Annotated in this window: 22 protein-coding genes and 6 tRNA genes; 21 read left to right on the top strand and 7 right to left on the bottom strand. The window is 55.8% G+C overall.

Annotation, left to right across the window (positions count from 1 at the left end; genetic code table 11):
- Window positions 1-41 precede the first annotated feature (41 nt).
- The 4 genes from H7R58_RS06905 (at window position 42) to asnB (ending at window position 3,519) form a co-directional block, all read left to right on the top strand.
- Window positions 42-341, top strand: a complete 300-nt coding sequence (locus tag H7R58_RS06905) for a type II toxin-antitoxin system MqsR family toxin (RefSeq protein WP_106924675.1) — start codon at window positions 42-44, stop codon at window positions 339-341.
- 1 nt (window position 342) lies between these two features.
- Window positions 343-747 carry a type II TA system antitoxin MqsA family protein gene (locus H7R58_RS06900; protein ID WP_106924676.1) on the top strand — a complete coding sequence of 135 codons (405 nt, stop codon included), beginning with the start codon at window positions 343-345 and terminating at the stop codon, window positions 745-747.
- 85 nt (window positions 748-832) lie between these two features.
- Window positions 833-1,585, top strand: coding sequence for an HAD-IIA family hydrolase (locus H7R58_RS06895; protein WP_106924677.1), 753 nt, complete (start codon window positions 833-835; stop codon window positions 1,583-1,585).
- A gap of 269 nt (window positions 1,586-1,854) precedes the next feature.
- Window positions 1,855-3,519, top strand: coding sequence for an asparagine synthase B (gene asnB / locus H7R58_RS06890; protein WP_106924678.1), 1,665 nt, complete (start codon window positions 1,855-1,857; stop codon window positions 3,517-3,519).
- 135 nt (window positions 3,520-3,654) lie between these two features.
- Here asnB and H7R58_RS06885 read toward each other — a convergent pair whose 3' ends face one another.
- The 5 genes from H7R58_RS06885 to H7R58_RS06865 are packed head-to-tail and all read right to left on the bottom strand — an operon-like array spanning window position 3,655 to window position 7,361.
- Window positions 3,655-5,739: a heavy metal translocating P-type ATPase gene (locus tag H7R58_RS06885; protein ID WP_106924679.1), complete on the bottom strand. Its 2,085-nt coding sequence runs from the start codon at window positions 5,737-5,739 to the stop codon at window positions 3,655-3,657.
- Window positions 5,736-6,038 (bottom strand): YtxH domain-containing protein, encoded by a 303-nt coding sequence (locus tag H7R58_RS06880; RefSeq protein ID WP_223878902.1) that lies wholly within the window; start codon window positions 6,036-6,038, stop codon window positions 5,736-5,738. The genes H7R58_RS06885 and H7R58_RS06880 overlap by 4 nt, the downstream gene beginning before the upstream one ends.
- Window positions 6,025-6,336, bottom strand: coding sequence for a hypothetical protein (locus tag H7R58_RS06875; RefSeq protein ID WP_106924680.1), 312 nt, complete (start codon window positions 6,334-6,336; stop codon window positions 6,025-6,027). The genes H7R58_RS06880 and H7R58_RS06875 overlap by 14 nt, the downstream gene beginning before the upstream one ends.
- Window positions 6,320-7,015 carry a YtxH domain-containing protein gene (locus H7R58_RS06870; protein ID WP_106924681.1) on the bottom strand — a complete coding sequence of 232 codons (696 nt, stop codon included), beginning with the start codon at window positions 7,013-7,015 and terminating at the stop codon, window positions 6,320-6,322. Before H7R58_RS06870 ends, H7R58_RS06875 begins: the two co-directional genes overlap by 17 nt.
- Before the next feature lie 19 nt (window positions 7,016-7,034).
- Window positions 7,035-7,361: an HMA2 domain-containing protein gene (locus H7R58_RS06865; protein WP_106924682.1), complete on the bottom strand. Its 327-nt coding sequence runs from the start codon at window positions 7,359-7,361 to the stop codon at window positions 7,035-7,037.
- 206 nt (window positions 7,362-7,567) lie between these two features.
- Here H7R58_RS06865 and H7R58_RS06860 point away from each other — a divergent pair, with 206 nt between their 5' ends.
- The 7 genes from H7R58_RS06860 (at window position 7,568) to H7R58_RS06830 (ending at window position 8,726) form a co-directional block, all read left to right on the top strand.
- Window positions 7,568-7,933 (top strand): hypothetical protein, encoded by a 366-nt coding sequence (locus H7R58_RS06860; protein WP_106924683.1) that lies wholly within the window; start codon window positions 7,568-7,570, stop codon window positions 7,931-7,933.
- Window positions 7,934-8,132: 199 nt separating this feature from the next.
- Window positions 8,133-8,209: transfer RNA gene (locus H7R58_RS06855), tRNA-Met, on the top strand.
- Between the two features lie 8 nt (window positions 8,210-8,217).
- Window positions 8,218-8,302 (top strand) — tRNA-Leu (locus H7R58_RS06850).
- A 23-nt stretch (window positions 8,303-8,325) separates the two neighbouring features.
- A tRNA-Gln gene (locus tag H7R58_RS06845) sits at window positions 8,326-8,400 on the top strand.
- A 36-nt stretch (window positions 8,401-8,436) separates the two neighbouring features.
- Window positions 8,437-8,511, top strand: a tRNA-Gln gene (locus tag H7R58_RS06840).
- Between the two features lie 18 nt (window positions 8,512-8,529).
- Window positions 8,530-8,606: transfer RNA gene (locus tag H7R58_RS06835), tRNA-Met, on the top strand.
- Between the two features lie 45 nt (window positions 8,607-8,651).
- Window positions 8,652-8,726 (top strand) — tRNA-Gln (locus H7R58_RS06830).
- A 135-nt stretch (window positions 8,727-8,861) separates the two neighbouring features.
- Here the strand turns inward: H7R58_RS06830 and ubiF are convergent.
- Entirely contained in the window at window positions 8,862-10,037 is a 1,176-nt protein-coding gene (ubiF, locus tag H7R58_RS06825; RefSeq protein ID WP_106924807.1) for a 3-demethoxyubiquinol 3-hydroxylase, read from the bottom strand.
- Window positions 10,038-10,186: 149 nt separating this feature from the next.
- On the opposite strand from ubiF, the gene miaB reads away from it, so the two are divergent.
- The 10 genes from miaB to rihA all read left to right on the top strand — a co-directional run bounded on the left by miaB (window position 10,187) and on the right by rihA (window position 20,582).
- Entirely contained in the window at window positions 10,187-11,611 is a 1,425-nt protein-coding gene (gene miaB, locus H7R58_RS06820) for a tRNA (N6-isopentenyl adenosine(37)-C2)-methylthiotransferase MiaB (protein ID WP_106924684.1), read from the top strand.
- A 153-nt stretch (window positions 11,612-11,764) separates the two neighbouring features.
- Entirely contained in the window at window positions 11,765-12,811 is a 1,047-nt protein-coding gene (locus tag H7R58_RS06815) for a PhoH family protein (protein ID WP_182929286.1), read from the top strand.
- Entirely contained in the window at window positions 12,808-13,275 is a 468-nt protein-coding gene (gene ybeY, locus H7R58_RS06810; protein WP_106924686.1) for an rRNA maturation RNase YbeY, read from the top strand. Before H7R58_RS06815 ends, ybeY begins: the two co-directional genes overlap by 4 nt.
- 164 nt (window positions 13,276-13,439) lie before the next feature.
- The gene (gene corC, locus H7R58_RS06805; RefSeq protein ID WP_106924808.1) at window positions 13,440-14,318 is read left to right on the top strand and encodes a CNNM family magnesium/cobalt transport protein CorC; all 879 of its coding nucleotides are present in this window, start codon (window positions 13,440-13,442) and stop codon (window positions 14,316-14,318) included.
- A gap of 5 nt (window positions 14,319-14,323) precedes the next feature.
- Window positions 14,324-15,862 carry an apolipoprotein N-acyltransferase gene (gene lnt, locus H7R58_RS06800; protein ID WP_182929287.1) on the top strand — a complete coding sequence of 513 codons (1,539 nt, stop codon included), beginning with the start codon at window positions 14,324-14,326 and terminating at the stop codon, window positions 15,860-15,862.
- 437 nt (window positions 15,863-16,299) lie between these two features.
- Complete coding sequence (locus H7R58_RS06795) at window positions 16,300-17,223, top strand: amino acid ABC transporter substrate-binding protein (protein WP_106924688.1); 924 nt, start codon at window positions 16,300-16,302, stop codon at window positions 17,221-17,223.
- A 166-nt stretch (window positions 17,224-17,389) separates the two neighbouring features.
- On the top strand, window positions 17,390-18,130 hold the full coding sequence (locus tag H7R58_RS06790) for an amino acid ABC transporter permease (RefSeq protein ID WP_106924689.1): 741 nt from the start codon (window positions 17,390-17,392) through the stop codon (window positions 18,128-18,130).
- Complete coding sequence (gltK, locus tag H7R58_RS06785) at window positions 18,130-18,804, top strand: glutamate/aspartate ABC transporter permease GltK (protein ID WP_106924690.1); 675 nt, start codon at window positions 18,130-18,132, stop codon at window positions 18,802-18,804. Before H7R58_RS06790 ends, gltK begins: the two co-directional genes overlap by 1 nt.
- The gene (locus H7R58_RS06780) at window positions 18,804-19,529 is read left to right on the top strand and encodes an amino acid ABC transporter ATP-binding protein (RefSeq protein WP_106924691.1); all 726 of its coding nucleotides are present in this window, start codon (window positions 18,804-18,806) and stop codon (window positions 19,527-19,529) included. The genes gltK and H7R58_RS06780 overlap by 1 nt, the downstream gene beginning before the upstream one ends.
- A 117-nt stretch (window positions 19,530-19,646) precedes the next feature.
- On the top strand, window positions 19,647-20,582 hold the full coding sequence (rihA, locus tag H7R58_RS06775; RefSeq protein WP_182929288.1) for a pyrimidine-specific ribonucleoside hydrolase RihA: 936 nt from the start codon (window positions 19,647-19,649) through the stop codon (window positions 20,580-20,582).
- A 95-nt stretch (window positions 20,583-20,677) separates the two neighbouring features.
- Here the strand turns inward: rihA and H7R58_RS06770 are convergent, their stop codons facing one another.
- Window positions 20,678-21,160: a zinc ribbon-containing protein gene (locus H7R58_RS06770; RefSeq protein ID WP_182928314.1), complete on the bottom strand. Its 483-nt coding sequence runs from the start codon at window positions 21,158-21,160 to the stop codon at window positions 20,678-20,680.
- Window positions 21,161-21,205 lie beyond the last annotated feature (45 nt).

Genomic DNA, 21,205 nt, shown 5'->3' with positions numbered 1-21,205 from the left:
CCATTAACCTATTTGCCAAATTTGGCATTTAGGTTAATCTTATGGAAAAGAGAACGCCGCATACCCGATTAAGCATCCTAAAAAACATGGCCCGTAATGGTCTTGTCAGCATCACAAATACAGCGTTAATCAGCGCGTCTCAAATCGGATTTCGGTCAAAACAGGACCTCCTTGAGGTTGTTATGGCACTGAACACCAGCGATTTTTACAAAAGCATGACGGCGCATCATGACCACACCATCTGGCATGAGGTCTATCGCCCGATCTACAGAGGGCAGCCTCTATACATAAAATTCATCGTATCAGGCAACCTCCTGATAGTGTCATTTAAGGAGCTATAGCATGAAATGTCCTCTTTGTGGTGGTGCGGAACTCAAGCATGAATGTCGCAATATCCCCTATGAATACAAAGGGAATAAAACAACTTTTTACGGCGTAAAAGGCCAGTACTGTGACGCCTGCGGTGAAATTATCTTTGGCAAAGGTGAAGGCGATGCGTATATGGCTGGCATGGTGGAATTTAACCGCCAGGTCAATGCTCGTGAGGTTGACCCTGCGTTCATCGCCCGCGTACGAAAAAGTCTGGAACTCGATCAGCGCCAGGCAGCAGAAATATTTGGCGGCGGCGCAAACGCCTTTAGCCGTTATGAAACGGGGCGAATTGCGCCCCCCAAGCCACTCATTCTGCTGTTTAAGACCTTAGAAAAACATCCTGAATGGTTCGAAGAGCTGAGAAAACAAGCGTAAAGAATGAGAGAACAGGCCAACGACAAGGCAGCCTGAAGGATAACGTGTATAATTACGCCTCTTTAAAACAAACGCCAGGTAGTCCATGACCATTCAGAATGTAATCTGTGATATTGACGGCGTGCTGATGCACGATAACGTTGCGGTGCCGGGCGCGGCAGAGTTCGTCGCGCGCGTGCTGGATAAAGGTATGCCGTTTCTCTGCCTGACCAACTACCCTTCACAGACGGGCCAGGATTTAGCAAACCGTTTCGCGACCGCCGGCATCGACGTTCCTGACAGCGTGTTTTATACCTCCGCCATGGCCACGGCCGATTTTCTGCGTCGTCAGGAAGGGAAAAAAGCCTATGTGGTGGGCGAAGGCGCACTGATTCATGAACTGTATAAAGCCGGATTCACCATTACTGACGTCAACCCGGACTTCGTTATCGTTGGCGAAACCCGCTCGTTTAACTGGGAAATGATGCACAAAGCGGCGTTCTTCGTGGCCAATGGTGCACGCTTCATCGCCACGAACCCCGACACGCACGGGCGCGGATACTATCCGGCATGCGGCGCGCTTTGCGCAGGCATTGAAAAAATCTCTGGCCGCAAACCCTTCGTCGTGGGCAAGCCAAGTCCGTGGATCATTCGCGCCGCGCTTAACAAGATGCAGGCGCACTCAGAGCAAACGGTGATCGTTGGCGATAATCTACGCACCGATATTCTGGCCGGATTCCAGGCCGGGCTGGAAACGATTCTGGTCCTCTCTGGCGTCTCTACCGTTGATGACATCGACAATATGCCATTCAGGCCATCCTGGATTTATCCGTCAGTCGCGGAAATCGATATTATCTAAACAAAACCACGTCCCCGGACGTGGTTTTTTGCATTTACCCGCCATTAAAATCACACCATCTAATAAAAAGCACGAATTATTGAATAATCGTCAAAAACTTCGCTTATAGAATCACCATTTTTCAACATCCAATAACTCCTGTTGCACTTTTTATCCCACAGCGGCTAAAACGCTTGCACCGCGCCCCCCTTTGCGGCATTTTTTATCTCAACGAAGGCGAATGCCACACACTTTTGCAGCACAACACCACAGGGTTAACGGAGAAGTCTATGTGTTCTATTTTCGGTGTACTGGATATTAAAACTGACGCGGGCGAGCTGCGTAAAAAGGCGCTTGAGCTCTCCCGCCTGATGCGTCACCGTGGCCCGGACTGGTCCGGTATTTATGCCTGCGACAAAGCGATTCTGGCCCATGAACGCCTGTCGATTGTTGACGTCAACGCCGGCGCGCAGCCGCTGTATAACGAAAAGAAAACGCACGCTCTGGCGGTCAACGGCGAAATTTACAACCATCAGGCGCTACGTGCGGAATACGCTGACCGTTACCAGTTCCAGACCGGCTCAGACTGCGAAGTGATCCTCGCGCTGTACCAGGAAAAAGGCCCTGAGTTCCTCGACGACCTGCAGGGTATGTTCGCCTTCGCGCTGTACGACAGCGAAAAAGACGCCTATCTGATTGGCCGCGATCATATCGGTATCATCCCACTGTACATGGGCCATGACGAATTCGGGAACTTCTACGTTGCTTCTGAAATGAAAGCGCTGACCCCGGTATGCCGTACTATTCAAGAGTTCCCGGCAGGTAGCTACCTGTGGAGCAAAGACGGTGAGATTCGTCAGTACTATCAGCGTGACTGGTTCGACTACGATGCCGTCAAAGACAACGTGACCGATAAAAATGAACTGCGTCAGGCGCTGGAAGAATCGGTGAAAAGTCACCTGATGTCCGACGTTCCTTACGGCGTACTGCTGTCCGGTGGTCTGGATTCTTCGGTTATCTCCGCGATCACCAAAAAATTCGCCGCCCGTCGCGTAGAAGATCAGGAACGCTCTGAAGCCTGGTGGCCGCAGCTGCACTCCTTCGCCGTCGGTCTGGAAGGTTCTCCGGACCTGAAAGCCGCACAGGAAGTAGCTAACCACCTTGGCACCGTGCACCATGAAATTCACTTCACCGTGCAGGAAGGCCTGGATGCGATTCGCGATGTTATCTATCACATTGAAACCTACGATGTGACCACCATTCGCGCCTCAACGCCGATGTACCTGATGTCGCGTAAAATCAAAGCGATGGGCATCAAGATGGTGCTGTCTGGCGAAGGTTCTGACGAAGTGTTCGGCGGCTACCTGTACTTCCACAAAGCGCCAAACGCCAAAGAGCTGCACGAAGAAACCGTGCGTAAGCTGCAGGCGCTGCATATGTACGACTGCGCCCGTGCCAACAAAGCGATGTCCGCCTGGGGCGTGGAAGCGCGCGTACCGTTCCTGGATAAAAAATTCCTCGACGTGGCCATGCGTATCAACCCGCAGGACAAAATGTGCGGCAACGGCAAAATGGAAAAACACGTGCTGCGTGAATGCTTCGAGTCCTATCTGCCGGCAAGCGTGGCGTGGCGCCAGAAAGAGCAGTTCTCTGATGGCGTAGGCTACAGCTGGATTGATACGCTCAAAGAAGTGGCGGCTAAGCAGGTGACTGACCAGCAGTTGCAAACCGCGCACTTCCGCTTCCCGTACAACACGCCGACCTCTAAAGAAGGCTACCTGTACCGTGAAATCTTTGAAGAGCTGTTCCCGGTGCCGAGCGCTGCGGAGTGCGTACCGGGCGGCCCATCCGTTGCCTGCTCTTCCGCAAAAGCCATCGAGTGGGACGAAGCGTTCAAAACCATGGACGATCCGTCAGGCCGTGCGGTAGGCGTGCACCAGTCGGCTTATAAATAAGATTGCCGCTTAAGTAAAAAAGCCCCCCGATGGCGACATCGGGGGGCTTTTATTTTGGTGCAGTGTGAGGGGCGAGAAACCTCAAGCGCCGAACGGTTCCCTCTCCCAATGGGAGAGGGTTAGGGTGAGGGGAAACTACTCCCCACGCCCCTTCTTCGCCGCCAGCGATCTGAGCAGTACACCCAGCGTCGTGCCGTTATGCAGCATCGCGCTCGCGCCCGGTGACAGCCAGCCCAGCGCCGCCGCCAGCATAATCGCGCTGTTGATCCACTCGGTAAGCTTAATATTGCTGTTAACCAGCTTCATCGCCTCGAGTGACAGCTGACGCGCTGCGACGACGCCGTGCAGGGTGTCCTGCAACAGCACGGCATCCGCCGCCTGCTGCGCGAGCTCGGTGCTCTGGTTCATCGCCAGGCCAACATCGGCCTGCGTCAGCACCGGCGCATCGTTGATGCCGTCGCCCACGAACAGAACTTTATGTCCTCTGCCCTGCAGCGCCTTCACCACCTCAACCTTGCTCTCCGGCGTGGCTTCAGCGACGTAGTGCTCAATACCAACGCGATCCGCCAGTTGGTAAGCCTTCTCAGCCCGGTCGCCGGTCAGCAGCACAACCTGACGGATACCGGTTGCCTTCAGTTGCGCGATGACATCAGCCGCTTCTTCACGTAGATGATCCTGTAAACCGATCATCCCCACCAGTTGGTTATCGAAGCCGATAAACAGCAGATGCCTCCCCTGATTCGCCAGCGCATTAATTTCTCCTTCATAAGGTGAGAAATCAATCGCATAGTGGCTTTCCAGGAAGTGACGGCTGCCGATCACCATCTGGTGTTCTTCCAGCGAACACAGCAGGCCGTGAGCAATCACATACTCCACTTCTCCGTGCGGAATATGCGGCAGCTCATGGTGCTCAGCCGCCGCCACCACGGCATGAGCCAGCGGATGATTGCTGTGTTCTTCCACCGAGGCGGCAATCGCCAACAGCCGTTTTGCCTGTACCAGCCGATCGTCAAAGCTGATCACATCCGTGACCTGCATTTGGTCATGGGTCAACGTGCCGGTTTTATCGAACACCACCGTATCAACTTCCGCGAGCTTCTCAATGGCGCGTCCGCCTTTCAGCAGCAGACCGCTCTGGGCGGCACGATACATGATCGATTTAAACGCAATCGGCGTACTGAGCTTCAGCGCGCAGGAGTAGTCGACCAGGAAAACCGAGGCCAGTCGCTGCCAGCTGCGCGTCATCGCGAAGACGGCAGCCCCCACCCCGAGGGTAATCGCCACGCGGCGATCCGCCATCTGCTGAGTGACCCGCTGAGTTTCGCTACGCTGAGTCAGGGAATCGCGAATAAAACGCCGGATATGCGCCGTTGAGGAAGATTCCCCCACCTGCTCCGCCGTAATAGCCACGTTACCTTCCTGAATCTGCGTGCCCGCATAGACCCAGGAACCGTGCTCACGACGTACCGGTACGCTTTCACCGGTCATCGATGCCTGGTTCACCTGCGCCACGCCGCGCACTACCGTACCGTCAGCCGGAATGCTGTCGCCCGGCCCCAGCAGCATCACATCACCCGCGACCAGCTCGCTGCTGTTGATCTCTACGCTCTCGCCGTCGCGCTCAACCCAGACCGGGTGCTCACGAGGCTGCATCAGATCGGCTAACAGCGCGTCAGAATGACGGCTGGTTTCCTGCTCCATGTATTCGCCTAGCGTCAGCAGCGACTGCGTCAACATCGCGGTTCGACTGTCTCCCCGTAGCATTGAGAGGCTGAGCGCAAGCGCATCAAGCACTTCAACCTTCAACTGACCCTGGCTCAGCGTCTGCGCGCCTTCCAGAATTGTCGGCGCCGTCAGCAGCGCCGCAGGCACACGAGCCCAGCGGGGCGGCAGCGCCTGCGTCAATGCCAGTCCAGCCAGATTGAGCAGGTTATCGCCACCGCAGTATTCTGCCTCCAGCTCGCTGTCGTCTGCCGACTGCCAGTCCAGCGCGGTCACCGCCGCCACAATCGCCGCCGCCGTCGTGCGCTCGCCATCCCAGTGGATCACCGCACTGCGCGCCGAAGGGCGGATGCGCACCCCGCTGACGCCCGGCAATCCGAGGATTTGCTGCTTAAGCCAGCCAGCGGCCTGCGGATAATCGGTCAGCGCAAAGACCCGCAGGCGCAGACGCCCGGGCAACTGGTGAACGATCGTCACGCGTTCGCCTGATGCACTCACGCGATATCATCCTTATTCTGGCTACGATAGTAATCCAGCTCGGCCTGCAGATCGGCAACGCGTTCTTTCAGTTCTTCCATCTCACCGCGCACGGTGCCCCAGGCCTTGGTTGCCGTATTGGTAATGCCTTGCTGCACATTACGATTAGTCAGTAGCCACGTAATCGCCGCACCGGCAACCAGTCCGGTAATCAAATGGTTACGGCCATTATTGGCGGCCGATGTGCGTACAGGCGCTGCGGCAGGATTCGGCTCCCACATGCCGGTGTAAGGGTTGTAAAGGTATTCAGGCTGATTCATTGTTTCCTCGCTTGGCTATCGCATCCATCAGGTAAAGTGACGCTGCGCCGACGCCAATAATGGTCAGTACAGACTGCAGGGGACGCGCCTTATTGCTGTCAGCAATCGCCATGACCGTGCCGCTAATAAGGCTGGCTTTCGCCGTCTCTTTCATCACTGCGCAAGCCGCTTCGTTTAACGTCTGCTCGTTCTGCTGGTAGCGCTGCCATTCCCGCAGGCAGGCGGCGCTTCCACCGACCAGCGCACCGGCAACAACGGCGCGGCTGACCCGTTTATCGCGATCAGGATTGTTGCTCATCCGCGGCATCCTCATCTTCAAACGGCATAGCGGTCGGCTGGCGATGGCGCTCTACGGATTCCTGAAAACCGTCTTTTCCCGCTTTCATGGTGTCGCGGAAAATAGCCGCACTGGAGGTGGCGGTTTCTTTAATCGTTTCCGATCCGTTTTTCACGCCATCTTTCACTTTACTGGTACCGGCCTTCAGCATGTCGCCTGCACCGGCCAGCGTCTGCATCAGCATGCCCCGCACGGAATCGTTGGTCAGCAGCAGCGTCACGGCGGCGCCTACCATTGCCCCTTTCCAGAACTCTTTGTCGTCCATACCGACGGTGCTGATAATATTTTTCAGCAGGCCCGCCTGTTCGCCCATCGCGCCGTCAACAACGCTCTGCGCGTACTGGCTCCAGTCAACGCCCTGCTGCGCTGCATGATGGTGATGGTGGTGATGTGGGTGAGCAAACTGCGGCGGCACGCCCTGCGGAGTCGGAGGGAAGCCCATCGGCGGAAAGCCCATCGCCATTTGCGGCGGCATCTGCATTTGCGGTTGTGGGGGAACCGGCGGTTGCGCTGGCATCTGACCGTTCTGCGGCCAGGCCATCCCCTGCGGCATCGGTGGATACGGATACCAAGGGTAGCCGTACGGAGGATAGTAACCTACCGGTGGAACTTGCTGCGTATTGTTGTCATTCGAGCTCATGATGGCTGTCCTTTATCATTTAGTGAGAAGGTTCAAGGATGGATGCGAGCTGAGCCAGCGCCTGCTGTGCCTGCTCACCGTCGCTGCCGAAGAGTTGATTAAGAATTTGTGGGCGAATGGCGGCGGCATCGTACTCAAGGACGATCGAGCCGGTTTCGCTATTGATCTGATATCGCCGGAGGTACCCTTCAGGATGGCAATAAGCATCCAGCTGTTTGAGCTTGCCCTGGCTAAGGCTGGCGATGAGCTTATTGGAAAATCGCAGGCGTAAACGCCCGGGTATATGGTGTGCCACTTCGACAAAGCGGCGCAGCGTAAGTAAGTCGCTAAAGGATTCGACAGGCATATCATTTAATACCCTGATATTTATAGGTGATATGAATCAAATCACAGATGCCGCGCGCCAGACAGCGCTAATCGCCCTTCTTTTGCGGTGTATCAAAAGGCTATTCGGCTTTCATTTTGGCAAGACGTGCGGGGAGTGCTGGACAGGGTGTTAATGCAAATATAAATTACTCTCATTACCACTTTAAAAATAAACAGGCGGCGGCTATGACTCCTTACCTGCACCAGACCCCCAATCGCATTCGTATCCGTTCCAGCTGGATCCAGCGCCATCCCCAGGACGTCACGCGCCTGGTGGACTCGCTGCGCGCCCGTGATGGGATCCTTGATGTCGTTCATCGTTTGTACGCCGGTTCAGTGGCGGTCAGTTTCGATCCCTCACGTATCTCCGCGAGCGCACTCCTGAGTGAACTGGAACAAGCCCAGTGGCTAAGCAGCCAGAAAGATAAAAGCTATATCGAGAACAGCCTGCGCGTCGGCGCCGGACATCTGCTTAAAACGCTGGCTTTTGGCGCATTAAAGCGTACAGTCGGTGGTCCTGTGGTTTCGATTGTGAGCGTGTTAACTCGATAATCCCGCGCGCAGCCGGGGCAATGTGAAGGTCGGGTATAACGGTAAATAGCCAATAATTGCCGAATAATGCGTCATGCTGTTCGCAACCTAACCAAACAGTCACATTCCGGTGAATTTCATTGAAAAAGATGTTGACGGTCCAGAACTCAATACGCATAATGCGCCCCGCAACGCCGATAAGGTAACGCGAAAAAAAGATGGCTACGTAGCTCAGTTGGTTAGAGCACATCACTCATAATGATGGGGTCACAGGTTCGAATCCCGTCGTAGCCACCATCTTTTTTGCGGGAGTGGCGAAATTGGTAGACGCACCAGATTTAGGTTCTGGCGCCGCAAGGTGTGCGAGTTCAAGTCTCGCCTCCCGCACCATTCACCAATAAGCGTTGCACGGATGGGGTATCGCCAAGCGGTAAGGCACCGGTTTTTGATACCGGCATTCCCTGGTTCGAATCCAGGTACCCCAGCCATATTTCTTCGATATTTGCGGATCGCCGCGACGGTATTGGGGTATCGCCAAGCGGTAAGGCACCGGTTTTTGATACCGGCATTCCCTGGTTCGAATCCAGGTACCCCAGCCATCGAAGAAAAGAAAATTTGGCTACGTAGCTCAGTTGGTTAGAGCACATCACTCATAATGATGGGGTCACAGGTTCGAATCCCGTCGTAGCCACCATATTCAGGAGCATTGGGTTTACCCGATTATCCGAAAACAATTTGTTGGGGTATCGCCAAGCGGTAAGGCACCGGATTCTGATTCCGGCATTCCGAGGTTCGAATCCTCGTACCCCAGCCAAATTCAAAAGCTCGCTTCGGCGAGCTTTTTTTGTTTTTGTCCCATCCCGAATCCAGCGTGCCGCAGGCCTGATAAGCAAAGCGTCATCAGACACTGCGGTGCAAGATGCCGGATGACGGCTCTGCTTTATCCGGCCTACAACCCTAACGCATACTTCAGCGCCTGACGTTTCAAAACCCCCGCACGTTGGGCCGCCATGAGCCCCACATTGCGCAAAATGCGCAGCGGACCAAGATCGTTGCTAAAGCCGGCGTAGAATAGATCCATCCCACTCTGCATCAGCAGGTTATCGATCTTACGACGCGACTGATAGCGCCTTAGCACCGGCAGGCTGGCCCAATCTTCGCCCACGCTGCGCGCGTTCGCCAGTACGTCCAGCAGCGCGTCGACATCGCGATAGCCGAGGTTAACGCCCTGCCCGGCCAGCGGATGGATGGTATGCGCCGCATCCCCCACCAGCACCAGTCCCGGCTGCACATACTGCAGCGCATGGCGTCGGGTAAGCGGAAATGCCCCTGCCGCTACCGGCGTCACCTTGCCTAAACGCGGAGGAAAATGTGCGCTGATTTCCCGCTGAAGCTGCCCCATCGACATCGCCTGCAGTTGACGAATACGGGCGGGCGTGTCGTACCACACCAGCGAGGCCCAGCTATCGTAGAGCGGTAAAAAAGCGCGCGGCCCGGTAGGCGTAAACTGCTGCCATGTGCTGTCGCCAGGTTCGTTTTCGGACTGCACGGTAATCAGCATACAGGACTGCGGATACTGCCACCCCTGCACGCCAATGCCCGCCATCTGCCGCACCTGCGAAAGCGCGCCGTCGGCCCCCACCACCAGCCGGGCCTCAATATTTGTGCCGTCCTGCAGATGGAGTCGATGAACGGCGTCCTGAGCCTGCATGGCGCGTAATGCGCTGCCGTGCAGCAGCGTCACCTGCGGGTGCGCCTCCAGCGCCTGCCACAGCGCCAGCTGCAGGACATTGTTTTCAACCATATAGCCAAGATTCGGCAGCTTAAGCTCGGCAGCATCGAAGACCACATGCGCGGTCTCCCACTCCCAGGTTTCCAGGCGTCGCCACGGATGCGCGCGCATTGCCAGCACCGCATCCCAGACGCCAAGGCTGCGTAAAAGCTGTACCGAAGCCGCACTAATGGCCGAAATGCGCACGTCTGGCTGCGCGGTGGGCTCAAAGGCCACCGGCGGGGCTTTGTCGAGTACCGTCACCGAAAAACCATTCTGTGCCAGCGCCAGCGCCAGCGCCCCTCCGACCATCCCGCCGCCAATAATGGCAACGTCAGCGTGTAGAATTGTCATCATTTATTATCCTTAAAGCCGAATCCCTTCAGTTTACCGGACTTTTGCCTTTTGCGGCGAATATCCGCCAGGCTGGTCACAACCGCGCCAAAGCATTACAATACGCGCCCTGCAATGTTGGCTATTCATAATTGAGCAAGAGCAAGTCGATGACAAAAAAACTCCATATTAAGACCTGGGGCTGTCAGATGAACGAGTACGATTCATCAAAGATGGCCGATCTGCTGGATGCCACACATGGGTATCAACTGACTGAAAACGCAGCAGAAGCCGATGTATTACTGCTTAACACCTGCTCAATTCGTGAGAAAGCGCAGGAGAAAGTCTTCCACCAACTGGGCCGCTGGAAATTAATCAAAGCAAAAAATCCAAAGGTGATCATTGGCGTTGGCGGCTGCGTCGCGTCTCAGGAAGGCAAGCTCATTCGCCAACGCGCACACTACGTCGACATTATTTTTGGGCCACAAACCCTGCATCGCCTGCCGGAAATGATCGATGCCGTTCGCAATAACCGCCGACCGGTTATTGATGTCAGCTTCCCGGAAATCGAAAAATTCGACCGTCTGCCTGAACCGCGCGCCGAAGGCCCAACCGCATTCGTCTCCATCATGGAAGGCTGCAACAAATACTGTACCTACTGCGTGGTGCCGTACACCCGCGGCGAAGAAGTCAGCCGTCCGTGCGACGATATCCTGTTTGAGATAGCCCAACTGGCGGCGCAGGGCGTGCGCGAAGTCAACCTGCTTGGCCAGAACGTGAATGCCTGGCGCGGTGAGAACTACGACGGCACCACCGGCTCGTTTGCCGAGCTGCTGCGCCTCGTCGCCGCCATTGACGGGATTGACCGCGTGCGTTTCACCACCAGCCACCCGATCGAGTTTACCGACGACATTATTGACGTCTATCGCGATACGCCAGAGCTGGTCAGCTTCCTGCATCTGCCGATTCAGAGCGGTTCCGACCGCGTGCTGACGATGATGGGCCGCCCGCATACCGCGCTGGAATATAAGTCGATTATTCGTAAGCTGCGCGCCGCACGCCCGGATATTCAGATTAGCTCCGACTTCATCGTCGGCTTCCCGGGCGAAACCACGCAAGACTTCGAACAGACCATGAAGCTGATTGCCGACGTCAACTTCGACGTGAGCTTCAGCTTTGTGTTCTCCGCCCGTCCGGGAACACCGGCGGCCGATATGGTTGACGACGTGCCGGAGGAAGAGAAAAAGCAGCGTCTGTACATCCTGCAAGAACGCATCAATCAGCAGGCGATGGCCTGGAGCCGCCGCATGCTCGGCACCGTTCAGCGCATTCTGGTGGAAGGCACGTCGCGTAAGAGCATCATGGAGCTGACCGGCCGCACCGAAAACAACCGCGTGGTGAACTTTGAAGGCACCCCGGATATGGTCGGCAAGTTCGTGGACGTCGAAATTATCGACGTTTACACCAACTCGCTACGCGGTAAGCTGGTACGGACCGAAGATGAGATGGGCCTGCGCGTGGTGGAATCTCCGGAGTCGGTCATTGCCCGCACCCGCAAAGAGAGCGACCTGGGCGTTGGAATCTACCAGCCGTAATCTTCATGGCCCGTCCGTTCTGGCGGGCCTTGTATTTCCTCCTGCTATCCCCATATTTATCGCAATGCTTGCGCCTTTCCGCTGCGGCGTGAATAATTCCTTTACGAGCCAAAGACGCTTGTCCTGCGGCTATACAGACATAAGAGGAACAGTTTGAACATAGACACTCGCGAAATTACCCTGAAGCCCGCAGACAATGCCCGTCTGCTGAGCCTGTGCGGCCCGTTTGACGACAACATCAAACAGCTGGAGCGACGACTGGGCATCGAGATCAACCGCCGCGATAACCATTTCAAACTGACGGGGCGCGCCATTTGCGTGACCGCCGCTGCCGACATTCTGCGCAGCCTGTATGTGGACACCGCGCCGATGCGCGGCCAGATTCAGGACATTGAGCCGGAACAGATTCACCTGGCGATAAAAGAAGCCCGCGTGCTGGAACAAAGCGCGGAGAGCGTGCCGGAGTACGGCAAAGCTATCAATATCAAAACCAAACGTGGCGTGATTAAACCACGTACGCCAAACCAGGCGCAGTACATCGCCCATATTCTTGATCACGACATCACCTTCGGCGTTGGCCCTGCGGGTACCGGTAAAACCTACCTTGCCGTCGCCGCTGCCGTTGATGCGCTGGAGCGTCAGGAGATTCGCCGCATTCTGCTGACCCGTCCGGCGGTTGAGGCCGGTGAGAAACTGGGCTTCCTGCCGGGCGATCTGAGCCAGAAAGTCGACCCGTATCTGCGCCCGCTGTATGACGCGCTGTTCGAAATGCTCGGCTTCGAGAAGGTTGAGAAACTGATGGAGCGCAACGTGATTGAAGTGGCTCCGCTGGCCTACATGCGTGGGCGTACGCTGAACGATGCCTTTATCATTCTCGATGAGAGCCAGAACACCACCATCGAACAGATGAAGATGTTCCTGACCCGTATCGGCTTTAACTCCAAAGCGGTCATTACCGGCGACGTCACCCAGATTGACCTGCCGCGCAGCACCAAATCCGGCCTGCGCCACGCTATCGAAGTGCTGGCCGAAGTCGATGAAATCAGCTTTAACTTCTTCCACAGCGAAGACGTGGTGCGCCACCCGGTGGTTGCCCGCATTGTGAACGCCTATGAAGCGTGGGAAGAAGCCGATCAAAAACGTAAAGCCGAGCAGGCCGCAGAACGTAAACGCGAAGCTCAGGCGCAGGAGCAGAAATGAGTCAGGTGATCCTCGATCTCCAGTTGGCCTGTGAAAACAACACCGGTCTGCCAGAAGAAAGTCAGTTTCAGACATGGCTGGATGCGGTTATCCCGCAGTTTCAGGAAGAATCGGAAGTCACGATTCGCCTGGTGGATGAAGCCGAAAGCCACGAGCTGAACCTCACCTATCGCGGCAAGGATAAGCCAACCAACGTGCTGTCATTCCCATTTGAAGCACCGCCGGGAATGGAGATGCCGCTGCTGGGCGATCTGATCATCTGCCGTCAGGTGGTTGAGCAGGAAGCCGCAGAGCAGGAAAAACCGCTGGATGCCCACTGGGCGCATATGGTTGTCCACGGCAGTCTGCATTTGCTGGGCTATGACCATATTGAAGATGACGAAGCGGAAGAGATGGAAAGCCTTGAGACAGAGATAATGCTTGCTCTGGGCTATGAGGATCCGTACATTTCCGAGAAAGAATAAACAGTTCGATAAACTGTAGGCCTGATAAGGCCTGGCCGCCATCCGGCATTGTGCCGGATGGCGCCGCGCTTATCCGGCCTACAGAGCGAATATACATGCCGTCCGGCGCTGAGTTTACGCGCGGCGAGCGACAGTTAAATCAACATGAGAACCCAAACGACGCCATGAGCGACGACAATTCACACAGTAGTGACACAGTACACAGCAAAAAGGGATTTTTCTCCCTCTTACTCAGCCAGCTTTTCCACGGTGAACCGAAAAACCGTGACGATCTTCTGGCGCTGATCCGTGATTCCGGGCAAAACGAGCTTATCGATGAAGATACGCGCGACATGCTCGAAGGGGTAATGGATATCGCCGACCAGCGCGTCCGCGACATCATGATCCCTCGCTCCCAAATGATCACCCTGAAACGCAACCAAACGCTGGACGAATGTCTCGATGTGATCATCGAGTCCGCCCACTCGCGCTTCCCGGTCATCAGCGAGGACAAAGATCACATTGAAGGGATTCTGATGGCGAAAGATCTGCTGCCGTTTATGCGCAGCGATGCCGAAGCCTTCAGCATGGATAAAGTGTTACGCACCGCGGTTGTCGTACCGGAAAGCAAACGGGTTGACCGGATGCTCAAGGAGTTCCGCTCCCAGCGCTACCATATGGCTATCGTTATCGATGAATTTGGCGGCGTTTCGGGCCTGGTGACTATCGAAGATATTCTGGAGCTTATCGTCGGCGAGATTGAAGACGAGTATGACGAAGAAGACGATATCGACTTCCGTCAGCTGAGCCGCCACACCTGGACGGTGCGTGCGCTGGCGTCGATCGAAGACTTTAACGATGCCTTCAGCACTCACTTCAGCGATGAAGAGGTCGATACCATCGGCGGTCTGGTCATGCAGGCTTTCGGTCATCTGCCGGCGCGCGGGGAAACTATCGACATCGATGGTTACCAGTTTAAGGTGGCGATGGCCGACAGCCGTCGTATTATTCAGGTTCATGTTAAGATTCCGGACGATTCCCCCCAACCGAAACTGGACGAATAATCTCCATGGCATTTGCCTCATTGCTTGAACGCCAGCGCATTCGCCTGCTGCTGGCGCTACTTTTCGGAGCCAGCGGTACGCTGGCTTTTTCTCCTTATGACATCTGGCCAGCGGCGATAATATCGCTGATGGGCCTGCAAGGGCTGACGCTCAACCGTCGCCCGGTGCAGGCGGCCGCTATCGGTTATGCCTGGGGCTTCGGCCTGTTTGGCTCCGGTATCAACTGGGTTTACGTGAGTATTGCGCAGTTCGGCGGTATGCCCGGCCCGGTTAACGTCTTTCTTGTGGTGCTGCTGGCCGCCTATCTCTCGCTCTATACCGGGCTTTTTGCCGGTATTTTGTCGCGCTTATGGCCGAAGACAAACTGGGTGCGCATGGCAATCGCCGCCCCGGTGGTCTGGCAGCTTACCGAGTTCCTGCGCGGCTGGGTGCTCACCGGCTTCCCATGGCTACAGTTTGGCTACAGCCAGATTGACGGCCCATTGAAAGGACTGGCGCCGGTGATGGGCGTCGGCGCGATTAACTTCCTGCTGATGGCGGTGAGCGGCCTGCTGGCGCTGGCGCTGGTTACCCGCAACTGGCGTCCGCTGGCGGCTGGCGTCATTCTGTTCGCTCTGCCCTTCCCGCTGCGCTATATCCAGTGGTATACCCTGCAAACCGACAAAACGACCCAGGTTTCGCTGGTACAGGGCGACATCCCTCAGGCGCTGAAGTGGGACGAAAACCAGCTGCTGAATACCCTGAAAGTCTACCTCGACGCCACCGAGCAGGTGATGGGCAAATCGCAGCTGATTATCTGGCCGGAGTCGGCAATTCCGGATCTGGAAATCAACCAGCAGCGCTTCCTCAGCATGATGGACGATTTACTGCGCGCCAAAGACAGCACGCTGATTACCGGTATCGTCGACTCACGCCTTAATAAGCAGAATCGCTACGACACCTATAACACCATCATCACGCTGGGCAAAGACAGCCCGTACAGCTATGAATCCAGCAACCGCTATAACAAAAACCATCTGGTGCCGTTTGGTGAGTTTGTGCCGCTGGAATCGATTCTGCGCCCGCTGGCGCCGTTCTTTGACCTGCCGATGTCCTCCTTCAGCCGCGGGCCGTACATTCAACCGCAGCTGCAGGCGCATAATCTGAAGCTGACTGCGGCGATCTGCTACGAGATCATTCTCGGCCAGCAGGTACGCGACAACTTCCGCCCGGACACCAACTTCCTGCTGACTATCTCCAACGACGCGTGGTTCGGTAAGTCCATCGGCCCGTGGCAGCACTTCCAGATGGCGCGGATGCGCGCGCTGGAGCTGGCGCGCCCGCTGCTGCGCAGCACCAACAACGGCATTACGGCAGTGATTGGCCCGCGCGGTGAAATTCAGGATATGATCCCGCAGTTCACCCGTCAGGTACTGACCACCAAGGTGACGCCAACCACCGGCCTGACGCCGTATGCGCGCACCGGTGATTGGACGCTATGGCTGATTACCGCGCTGTTCGGTTTTGGCGCCCTGGTGATGAGCCTGCGTCAACGTCGCAAATAAAGTATTGCACTATCGAATGTAGGCCGGATAAGGCGGTACGCCGCCATCCGGCAGTCGCGCTGCATCGGGCCTGATGGCGCTACGCTTATCAGGCCTACGCGATTTTCCCCACCAGCACTTCCTCTTCCAAGCCCCATTCTGGCACGCCAATTGCTTTATATAATCAAGAAGCTGCATATCACCGCCAGGGGCAACTGGGTTGCACCACGACACGCCGCCGGTAGCACCATTTTTGTGCAAACGGCGATTATTGCCTCAAAGCGGTGCGGTGTGCTTCGCAAAAATAAACAATAACGCAGCAAAATCTTTACATTAAGCCAAACTAAATGCTAACAAACACAGATAACGCTGCACGCTAAAGACGCAGTGATAACAACACAACATTCACAATGGGTATCAATGCATCCTTACCGATGCAGAGGATAAAGGAGTTGGATATGCAATTACGTAAACTGGCCGCTGCCATGCTGGTCATGGGTGTTACCGCCGGTCTGGCACATGCTGAAGACGCAAAGCCAGCCGCCGATGCCGCACAGCAGCAATCGACTCTGGAAAAAATCGCGAAAAACGGCGTTATCGTCGTGGGTCACCGCGAATCATCCGTGCCGTTCTCCTATTACGATAACCAGCAGAAAGTGGTCGGTTACTCTCAGGACTATTCCAACGCCATCGTTGAAGCGGTAAAGAAAAAGCTGAACAACCCGAAGCTGGACGTGAAGCTGATTCCAATTACCTCTCAAAACCGTATTCCGCTGCTGCAAAACGGCACGTTTGACTTCGAGTGTGGCTCAACCACCAACAACCTCGAGCGCCAGAAGCAGGCCGCCTTCTCTGACACCATCTTCGTCGTCGGCACCCGCCTGCTGGTGAAAAAAGGCGGTCCGATTAAAGACTTCCCGGATCTGAAAGACAAAGCGGTAGTGGTGACCTCCGGTACCACCTCCGAAGTTCTGCTGCATAAGCTGAACGACGAGCAGAAAATGAATATGCGCATCATTAGCGCCAAAGACCACGGCGACTCTTTCCGCACCCTGGAAAGCGGCCGTGCGGTAGCCTTTATGATGGATGACGCGCTGCTGGCCGGCGAACGTGCGAAAGCCAAAAAACCGGACAACTGGGAAATTGTCGGCAAACCGCAGTCCCAGGAAGCCTATGGCTGTATGCTGCGCAAAGATGACCCTGAGTTTAAAAAGCTGATGGACGATACTATCGCCCAGGCGCAGACCTCCGGCGAAGCCACCAAGTGGTTTGATAAGTGGTTCAAGAACCCGATTCCGCCTAAAAATCTGAACATGAACTTTGAGCTCTCGGAAGAGATGAAAACGCTGTTCAAAACGCCAAACGATAAAGCGCTTAACTAATAAAAAATATGGGGCGGAACAATCTGCCCTCTCGATTGTGGTTCAGCACGGACAGACTATACGTCAGGTGGTCGTTCCCCACCTGGCCTGAATACCGCAAAACGCTGTTCAACAATCTTCGAGGGTAGCAGGTCGTACTGCTACCCTTTTTTTTCTGGAGTTTATTATGTCAATAGACTGGAACTGGGGCATCTTTTTACAACAGGCCCCTTTCGGCAACACCACCTATCTCGGCTGGCTCTGGAGCGGTTTCCAGGTCACCGTCGCGCTCTCTATCACCGCCTGGATTATCGCGTTTCTCGTCGGCTCGCTGTTCGGCATTTTGCGTACCGTGCCTAACCGGTTCTTATCGGGTATCGGCACCTGCTACGTCGAATTGTTCCGCAACGTGCCGCTGATCGTGCAGTTCTTTACCTGGTACCTTGTGGTGCCGGAGCTGCTGCCGGAAAACCTCGGCATGTGGTTTAAATCCGAGCTGGATCCAAACATTCAGTTCTTCCTCTCCTCCATGATTTGCCTGGGTCTGTTCACCGCCGCGCGCGTTTGTGAGCAGGTGCGTGCGGCAATTCAGTCGCTGCCGCGCGGGCAAAAAAACGCCGGGCTGGCGATGGGGCTTACGCTGCCGCAAACCTATCGCTACGTGCTGCTGCCGAACGCCTATCGCGTGATCGTGCCACCGATGACCTCAGAGATGATGAACCTGGTGAAGAACTCAGCCATCGCCTCCACCATCGGTCTGGTCGATATGGCGGCACAGGCCGGCAAGCTGCTGGACTATTCCGCGCACGCCTGGGAATCCTTTACGGCGATTACCCTGGCATACGTGCTGATTAACGCGGTCATTATGTTAGTGATGGCTGTGGTAGAACGGAAAATCCGCCTGCCCGGCAACCTGGGGGGTAAATAATGTACGAATTTGACTGGAGTTCTATCGTTCCGTCGATGCCCTACCTGATTGCAGGTCTGGTCGTCACGCTCAAAATTACCGTTACGGCAATTGTTATCGGTATCGTCTGGGGGACGCTGCTGGCGGTCATGCGCCTGTCATCCTTCAAGCCGATTGCCTGGTTTGCCAAAGCCTACGTCAACGTGTTCCGCTCCGTCCCGCTGGTGATGGTGCTGCTGTGGTTCTACCTGATTGTGCCCGGTTTCCTGCAAAACGTACTGGGGCTGTCACCGAAAAGCGATATTCGCCTGATCTCGGCAATGGTGGCGTTCTCGATGTTCGAAGCCGCCTATTACTCCGAGATTATCCGCGCCGGTATCCAGAGTATTTCACGCGGCCAGTCCAGCGCTGCGCTGGCGCTGGGGATGACCCACTGGCAGTCGATGAAGCTTATCATTCTGCCGCAGGCCTTCCGTGCCATGGTGCCGCTGCTGCTGACTCAGGGGATCGTGCTGTTCCAGGATACCTCGCTGGTATACGTGTTAAGCCTCGCAGACTTCTTCCGTACCGCCTCAACTATCGGCGAACGTGACGGTACCCAGGTAGAAATGATTCTGTTTGCTGGTTTTGTTTATTTTGTGATTAGTCTTAGCGCCTCGCTGCTGGTCAGCTACTTGAAGAAAAGGACCGTATAATGATTACCCTGAAAAACGTCTCTAAATGGTATGGTCACTTTCAGGTGTTGACCGACTGCTCCACGGAAGTAAAAAAAGGCGAAGTGGTGGTGGTGTGCGGGCCGTCCGGCTCCGGCAAATCCACGCTGATCAAAACCGTCAACGGTCTGGAACCCGTGCAACAAGGGGAAATTCTTGTCAACGGCACCAAGGTGAACGACAAGAAAACCAATCTGGCAAAGCTGCGCTCTCACGTCGGCATGGTATTCCAGCACTTCGAGCTGTTCCCGCACCTGTCGATTATTGAGAACCTCACTCTGGCGCAGGTTAAGGTGCTGAAGCGAGATAAAGCGGCCGCCCGCGAAAAGGGCTTAAAGCTGCTTGAGCGCGTCGGCCTTTCCGCGCATGCCAACAAGTTTCCAGCGCAGCTTTCCGGCGGTCAGCAGCAGCGCGTGGCGATCGCCCGCGCGCTATGTATGGATCCGGTCGCCATGCTGTTTGACGAACCCACCTCCGCGCTCGATCCTGAAATGATCAACGAAGTGCTGGATGTTATGGTTGAGCTGGCGCATGAAGGCATGACCATGATGGTGGTGACCCACGAAATGGGCTTTGCGCGCAAAGTGGCCAACAGGGTGATCTTTATGGACGAAGGTAAGATCGTTGAAGATGCCGAAAAAGAGGCCTTCTTCGCCAACCCGAAATCGGACCGCGCCAAAGACTTCCTTGCGAAAATTCTGCACTAACCTTCCCGCGCGCACTCGGCAGAGTGCGCGCTGCATCACGCTTTAACGCTTACCCTCTCGTTCATTCCATTAGCAGGCCTTACCCTTGTCACAAAATAACGCGAACAAGGAGCCGCTATGGCACTGCCAATTATTCTGGACTGCGACCCAGGTCATGATGACGCGATCGCTATCGTGCTCGCCCTCGCCTCCCCCGAGCTGGAGGTGAAAGCCATCACCTCTTCCGCCGGTAACCAGACGCCGGAGAAAACCCTGCGTAACGTTCTGCGCATGCTGACATTACTGAAACGCCCGGATATCCCGGTGGCGGGCGGCGCGGTGAAGCCGCTGATGCGCGAACTCATTATTGCCGATAACGTCCACGGTGAAAGCGGCCTTGATGGCCCGGCGCTGCCGGAGCCGGCATTTGCCCCACAAAGCTGCACTGCCGTAGAACTGATGGCGAAAACCCTGCGCGAGAGCCCGGAACCGGTGACCATTGTCTCCACCGGGCCGCAGACCAACGTCGCGCTGTTGCTGAACTCGCACCCGGAGCTGCGGGCGAAAATCACCCGTATTGTGATCATGGGCGGCGCAATGAGCCTGGGCAACTGGACGCCCGCCGCCGAGTTCAATATTTACGTTGATCCGGAAGCGGCAGAAATCGTCTTCCAGTCCGGTATTCCGGTCGTGATGGCGGGCCTGGATGTGACGCATAAAGCGCAGATCCACGCTGAAGACACCGAGCGTTTTCGCGCCATTGGCAACCCGGTAGCGACAATTGTCGCGGAGCTGCTGGATTTCTTCCTTGAGTACCACAAAGATGAGAAATGGGGCTTTGTCGGCGCGCCGCTGCATGACCCCTGCACCATCGCCTGGCTGCTGAAGCCGGAAATATTCACTACCGTAGAACGTTGGGTTGGCGTGGAAACGCAGGGGAAATATACCCAAGGGATGACGGTGGTGGATTATTACTTCCTGACGGGGAATAAGCCAAATGCCGCGGTGATGGTAGACGTTGACCGGCAGGCGTTTGTTGACCTGCTGGCAGAACGACTAAAATTTTACGCCTGAGTGATGCCGGATGGCGCTAACGCTTATCCGGCCTGCATATAACACAAACGTGTAGGCCAGATAAGACGCATCGCGTCGCCATCCGGCACCGTTAACTACGGCTCAAACGGCCTGCGCTGGAACTGGTCGTGCCCACACTTCGGGCAGCGCGGCAACACGTCCGGCGTATACACCGCCAGGTGGAAGTGGCACTTCTCGCACACCAGATTGCCCAGCCCCACCACCTCACCGCTGTGGTAGACACCGTGATGGCTTAAATCCTGAAACACCTCGCGCCACTCCAGCTGCGTTTTATCGGTAATATCCGCCAGCTCCTGCCAGATACTCTCTTTAATTACCCGCAGAAAGACGCTGTCGGACTCGTCTTCCTGGCTTTCGCCGTAGCTCATCGCAAACTCTTCCAGATCCCGACGGACGGCGCGCAGCAGCTCGTCGATTTCGCCGCGCGTTAACTCGCTGGTTTGCGCGATTTTCGCCCGCGCCTGATCCACCAGCGCATCGATATCACGTTCGCCGTTACGTAAACGTTCACTCAGCGTAGCGACCAGTTCACGGTAAATTTGAGCAACCTTGTTCATTGTTTCCTCTCCCAGCCAGTTAACCTATTCTAATAGTAGCCGTTA

The organism is Klebsiella sp. WP4-W18-ESBL-05 (assembly GCF_014169075.1).
In the GTDB taxonomy this organism is placed as follows: Bacteria; Pseudomonadota; Gammaproteobacteria; order Enterobacterales; family Enterobacteriaceae; genus Kluyvera; species Kluyvera ascorbata_B.
Note: the sequence above shows the minus strand (reverse complement) of the source record. Positions and strands in the feature narration are given on the sequence as shown.

Bases quoted from the DNA above. Each gene is read 5' to 3' on its own strand.
- H7R58_RS06905 (WP_106924675.1), top strand. From the start codon at position 42: ATGGAAAAGAGAACGCCGCATACCCGATTAAGCATCCTAAAAAACATG.
- H7R58_RS06900 (WP_106924676.1), top strand. From the start codon at position 343: ATGAAATGTCCTCTTTGTGGTGGTGCGGAACTCAAGCATGAATGTCGC.
- H7R58_RS06895 (WP_106924677.1), top strand. From the start codon at position 833: ATGACCATTCAGAATGTAATCTGTGATATTGACGGCGTGCTGATGCAC.
- asnB (WP_106924678.1), top strand. From the start codon at position 1,855: ATGTGTTCTATTTTCGGTGTACTGGATATTAAAACTGACGCGGGCGAG.
- H7R58_RS06880 (WP_223878902.1), bottom strand. From the start codon at position 6,038: ATGAATCAGCCTGAATACCTTTACAACCCTTACACCGGCATGTGGGAG.
- H7R58_RS06875 (WP_106924680.1), bottom strand. From the start codon at position 6,336: ATGAGCAACAATCCTGATCGCGATAAACGGGTCAGCCGCGCCGTTGTT.
- H7R58_RS06870 (WP_106924681.1), bottom strand. From the start codon at position 7,015: ATGAGCTCGAATGACAACAATACGCAGCAAGTTCCACCGGTAGGTTAC.
- H7R58_RS06865 (WP_106924682.1), bottom strand. From the start codon at position 7,361: ATGCCTGTCGAATCCTTTAGCGACTTACTTACGCTGCGCCGCTTTGTC.
- H7R58_RS06860 (WP_106924683.1), top strand. From the start codon at position 7,568: ATGACTCCTTACCTGCACCAGACCCCCAATCGCATTCGTATCCGTTCC.
- ubiF (WP_106924807.1), bottom strand. From the start codon at position 10,037: ATGACAATTCTACACGCTGACGTTGCCATTATTGGCGGCGGGATGGTC.
- miaB (WP_106924684.1), top strand. From the start codon at position 10,187: ATGACAAAAAAACTCCATATTAAGACCTGGGGCTGTCAGATGAACGAG.
- ybeY (WP_106924686.1), top strand. From the start codon at position 12,808: ATGAGTCAGGTGATCCTCGATCTCCAGTTGGCCTGTGAAAACAACACC.
- corC (WP_106924808.1), top strand. From the start codon at position 13,440: ATGAGCGACGACAATTCACACAGTAGTGACACAGTACACAGCAAAAAG.
- lnt (WP_182929287.1), top strand. From the start codon at position 14,324: ATGGCATTTGCCTCATTGCTTGAACGCCAGCGCATTCGCCTGCTGCTG.
- H7R58_RS06795 (WP_106924688.1), top strand. From the start codon at position 16,300: ATGCAATTACGTAAACTGGCCGCTGCCATGCTGGTCATGGGTGTTACC.
- H7R58_RS06790 (WP_106924689.1), top strand. From the start codon at position 17,390: ATGTCAATAGACTGGAACTGGGGCATCTTTTTACAACAGGCCCCTTTC.
- gltK (WP_106924690.1), top strand. From the start codon at position 18,130: ATGTACGAATTTGACTGGAGTTCTATCGTTCCGTCGATGCCCTACCTG.
- H7R58_RS06780 (WP_106924691.1), top strand. From the start codon at position 18,804: ATGATTACCCTGAAAAACGTCTCTAAATGGTATGGTCACTTTCAGGTG.
- rihA (WP_182929288.1), top strand. From the start codon at position 19,647: ATGGCACTGCCAATTATTCTGGACTGCGACCCAGGTCATGATGACGCG.
- H7R58_RS06770 (WP_182928314.1), bottom strand. From the start codon at position 21,160: ATGAACAAGGTTGCTCAAATTTACCGTGAACTGGTCGCTACGCTGAGT.